The sequence below is a fragment of the Geitlerinema sp. CS-897 genome (assembly GCF_028368005.1).
GTDB lineage: Bacteria > Cyanobacteriota > Cyanobacteriia > Cyanobacteriales > Geitlerinemataceae > Baaleninema > Baaleninema simplex.
In genome coordinates, this window is sequence record NZ_JAQNCQ010000350.1 from 1 (window position 1) to 4,376 (window position 4,376).

The following is a 4,376-nucleotide window of genomic DNA, read 5'->3' on the forward strand; positions in this document are numbered from 1 at the left end:
ACCGATTTTTCTCTAAGATGTCATTTTTACCCGAATTTTTCTTTTTTCTCGGTCTTAATCCCTAACCAACTCCCGACTAATTTCATCCCCTTCTCGTGCTACTTGGCGTACTACAAGTTGAAGTGCGGAATGTGAGTTGTATCCGATGAATTTACATTTTTGAGATGCACCCAATTCATTTTTTGATGAGTTAGGCGACGCTTGAATTCGATATCGCTAAATCATTTGAGTTACGAACGCCCTCTACAGTTGATATTGCTGTTTCACAGTGCTTTCAGCTTGCAGAATTTTACAATTCAGTCGAACTGGCTATATAGGCATTTACCAGAAAAAACGATGTTATTCTTAAAATTTATTTAAATTGACTCTAATTTTAAGACGGTGGGCATTGCCCACCCTACTATTGTTTAAAACTCTAATTTTAAGACGGTGGGTAATGCCCACCCTACTGTTGTTTAAGACGCTGGGCATTACCCACCCTACTGTTGTTTAAGACTGTTGTTTAAGACTGTTGTTTAAGAAGGTGGGCAATTCCCACCCTACTGTTGTTTAAGTTTCAATAAAAATCACTCGGATTTTCAATCGATGTTTTTACAATAGAAGTAAAACGCTAAACCTAAAAACGCGATTTCTCAAGAGAGCGATCGCCTTAACAAATCTGGCATTGTCACCTTAAGTCAATGTCCGGAATTCGTATCCCACAGAACGAGGGAAGAGAAAGTCCCTTGTTGTGCCAGCGAAACCGATAACCCAACAACCGGAAAATACCATGACGTTTACAGATATTATCACCGCCTCAGACTACGACTTCGCCATCGGCAGCGACGGCGACGACCTCATCACCTACGGACAAATTCCCAGCAGCCAAAAAGATCTCCTGTTCAATTCTATTGGTATCGACGCCATTGCCTTAAAAGGTGGGAGCGATCGCTACAACGACGACGATACCAGCCGTATCACCTTCGGGAACGCCGGAAACGACACCCTCATGGGACACGGCGGCGCAGACACCATCCCCGCCGGACGCGATAACGACTCCGTAGAAGGTGGCAGTGGTGACGACTTCCTCTTCGGCAACCTCGGCGACGACGCCATGCGAGGCGGCGACAACGATGATTCCATGTTCGGCGGTCAAGATAACGACGTTCTCCTCGGCGACAACGGCAACGATCTCGTGGCAGGCGAACGCGGTGACGACACGATCTCCGGCAGCTTGGGAACTGATACCCTTACCGGAGGGTCGGGTGCCGATGTCTTCTTCCTCAGTCGCGACGGTATTACCTCCGACACTTCCCAAGCCGACCGACTGACGGACTTCAACGCCGCCGAAGGGGATAAAATCGCCTTTTCCGCACAAGATATCTCGATTTCCGACCTCCTCACCTGGACGGACGGACGAATTACGCTCAAAACTGGCGAAGTTCTCGGCGTTGTCGAAACCGGACAACCCAGCTTCGACAGCTTTATCTTCCTCTCCGACGCGAACACCGACGACTGGTTGAGTCGGGTCAACCAATTCCGCAACCTCGCCGGACTGCCGAACGTCACCGAAAATCCTGACTGGAGTGCTGGCGGCGTCTTACACAGTCGCTATCTGGTGAAGAACGACACGCGAGGTCACACAGAAGACCCCAGCAATCCCTGGTATACCGTCGAAGGCGAAGCGGCCGGACAATCGGGGAACGTGACCACCAGTACCGCAGCCAGTCGCAGCGATGTCGCAGCCGTTGACGGGTGGATGAACGCACCGTTCCACGCCATCGGCATCATCGACCCGAGGTTAGAACGAGTGGGATTTGGCAGTTACAGCGAAGCGGATGGCGGCGTTCAGTCGGCAGCCACCCTCGACGTACTGCGCGGTCTCGACTTTAGTACCTCGGCGTCGTATCCCGTTGTCTGGCCGCAGAACGGTTCGACGTTGCCGCTTTCGGTTTACGACGGTGGTGAATATCCCGATCCTCTGGCGGGGTCTGGGTTCAGCGAACCGACGGGAACGCCGCTTTACGTGCAACTGGGATCGGGTAGCGTGACGCCAAACGTCACCGCTTCGTCGTTCAGTCAAAACAGCGTCGAACTCCCTCATATCGTCTTCGACGAAACCAACTATACGAACTCGGACATCACGGCACAGACGTTAGGACGAGATATCCTCGATTCTCGCGATGCGATCGTTCTGATTCCTCAAAATCCCCTCGAACCGGGAGAAACTTACACGGCTTCGATTACTGCCAACGGCGATACGACGACGTGGTCGTTTACCGTGCGCGAGTTGGACGAAGCAGCGTTGCTATTGGGATAGGCGATCGCTTGACAATTTCTTTCTGTAGTATTAATGTAGTACGCAGATCGACAGAGTCCGATCCTCTTGTTGCCTAGTGATTCTTTTCCCTGTCTTCGATCTCCATTGACTAAGATCGAAGATGGGGAGTTTTGTAGTGCGAACGAACGCCCAAAGCGTTAGCTCAAACACGATGCGATCGCGTGCGATCGTCTCCGGTCGATATTCCGAACGCGTTATACATAAAACCCATGCCTTACCAACCTCTAAAACTCTCGACCCCGACCCCTATTTTATCTTGGGCAAAAGACGATCTCAGCTCCCAAGAAACTCAAATGGCGAAAAACGTCGCCGCCTTACCGTTCGTGTTCAAACACGTTGCGTTAATGCCGGACGTTCACCTTGGAAAAGGCGCGCTCGTGGGGTCGGTTTTAGCAACCAAAGATGCTATTATTCCGGCTGCCGTCGGCGTCGATATCGGCTGCGGAATGGGAGCCGTCAAAACCCCGTTCGTCGCCGCACAACTCGAAGGCAAGCTCAAACAAATTCGCCGAGATATTGAAGCGGCGATTCCCGTCGGATTTAACGGTAACAAAGATATCGAAAAATCCGTCAACAACTGGCAGGGATGGCGCGAGTTCGATCGCTTGCATAAAGGCGTGCGAGATTTGAGCAACAAAGCCATGAAACAGATGGGTTCTCTCGGAGGAGGAAATCACTTCATCGAAGTTTGTCTCGATGCCGAAGAAAACGTCTGGTTGATGCTACATTCCGGTTCGCGAAATATCGGCAACCGCCTCGCACAGTGTCATATCAATACCGCTAAAGATCTGGCAAAACTGGCTCGCGAAAAGCTAGCCGATCCCGATTTAGCTTATTTCGTTATGGGAACGCCAGAATTTGAAGCCTACTGGCACGATTTGCAGTGGGCGCAACATTACGCGCGGTATAATCGCGACGTGATGATGGCACGGCTCAAACGAATTATTGAGAAGTACCTGTGCGGTGGAACTTCCATGAAGCCACTGCTGGAAGTGAACTGTCACCACAATTACGCCGAACGAGAAGTTCATTTTGGCGAGTCGGTATACGTGACGCGCAAAGGTGCAGTGAGAGCGCAACAAGGCGACTACGGTATTATTCCCGGTTCGATGGGAACGAAATCTTATATCGTCAAAGGAAAAGGCAACCTAGCCAGCTATTGTAGCTGTTCTCACGGTGCGGGGCGATCGATGTCGAGAAATCAAGCCAAAAAACGCTTTTCGATCGACGATTTGCTCGAGCAAACTCGGGGAGTCGAATGTCGTAAAGATAAAGGCGTTCTCGACGAAATCCCCGGTGCGTACAAACCCATTGATGAAGTCATGTCGCAACAGTCCGATTTAGTGGAAGTGGTGGCGACGCTCAAACAAGTGGTTTGCGTGAAGGGCTAATTTTTACATCTCTCGCTCCCAGCTTCTAGCTGGGAATTTTTATTATCTTAGGACACTCGATCGACGGATCGCCAATAGCATAGCTTTTCAAACACGATCTCAGACGATTTCCAAAAACTCTCGAACGCGCGATCGTTCTAACAGTGTGACTGCAACGAGATGTCAACCCTCGGAAACGCTGAGGCGGGGTGTCGCTTCACTCGATGCAGTCGGTGTTGTCAGTTCTTTACAATCGAGTACATCTCAAAAATTCGCCAATTCAAAAATGAAATGCAACACCGGTGGGTTTATGAATAAAGGCTCATCGGCTATACTTCGATCTTTACATGAATAAATACCTAATTGAAGATCGAACTAATGAGCCATCACCATCTTACCTCATCTGAGCGTGTTGAGATCTATAAACTTTTCACTCAAGAAAACTGTTCGCGAGGAGAGATCGCTCGTCGTCTCAGCCGAGATAAAGGAACAATTTCTCGAGAACTTCGACGTAATGCCACAGAAGAAGGTTTGTATTTACCTGACACCGCTCAAAAGAAAGCTGAAGAAAGGCGGCAAAATACGAAGAAAAAATTTCAGAAGGTTTCTTCAGAAACCGTCGAAGAAATTCGACAAGGACTTGAGCAGTATCACAGTCCCGAGCAAATCGTAGGTCGGCGGAAGCG

At 49.7% G+C, this 4,376-nt stretch carries 3 protein-coding genes; all 3 read left to right on the top strand.

Annotated elements, in window-relative coordinates; all coding sequences use genetic code 11:
- Positions 1 to 730 precede the first annotated feature (730 nt).
- The gene (locus POG22_RS22145) at positions 731 to 2,299 is read left to right on the top strand and encodes a CAP domain-containing protein (RefSeq protein ID WP_498907155.1); all 1,569 of its coding nucleotides are present in this window, start codon (positions 731 to 733) and stop codon (positions 2,297 to 2,299) included.
- 230 nt (positions 2,300 to 2,529) lie between these two features.
- On the top strand, positions 2,530 to 3,711 hold the full coding sequence (locus tag POG22_RS22150; protein ID WP_498907156.1) for an RtcB family protein: 1,182 nt from the start codon (positions 2,530 to 2,532) through the stop codon (positions 3,709 to 3,711).
- A 357-nt stretch (positions 3,712 to 4,068) separates the two neighbouring features.
- The coding region (locus POG22_RS22155; RefSeq protein ID WP_498907157.1) for a transposase at positions 4,069 to 4,376 on the top strand (308 nt) is incomplete at its 3' end.

Coding starts and splice junctions, on each gene's coding strand:
- POG22_RS22150 (WP_498907156.1), top strand. CDS start 2,530: ATGCCTTACCAACCTCTAAAACTCTCGACCCCGACCCCTATTTTATCT.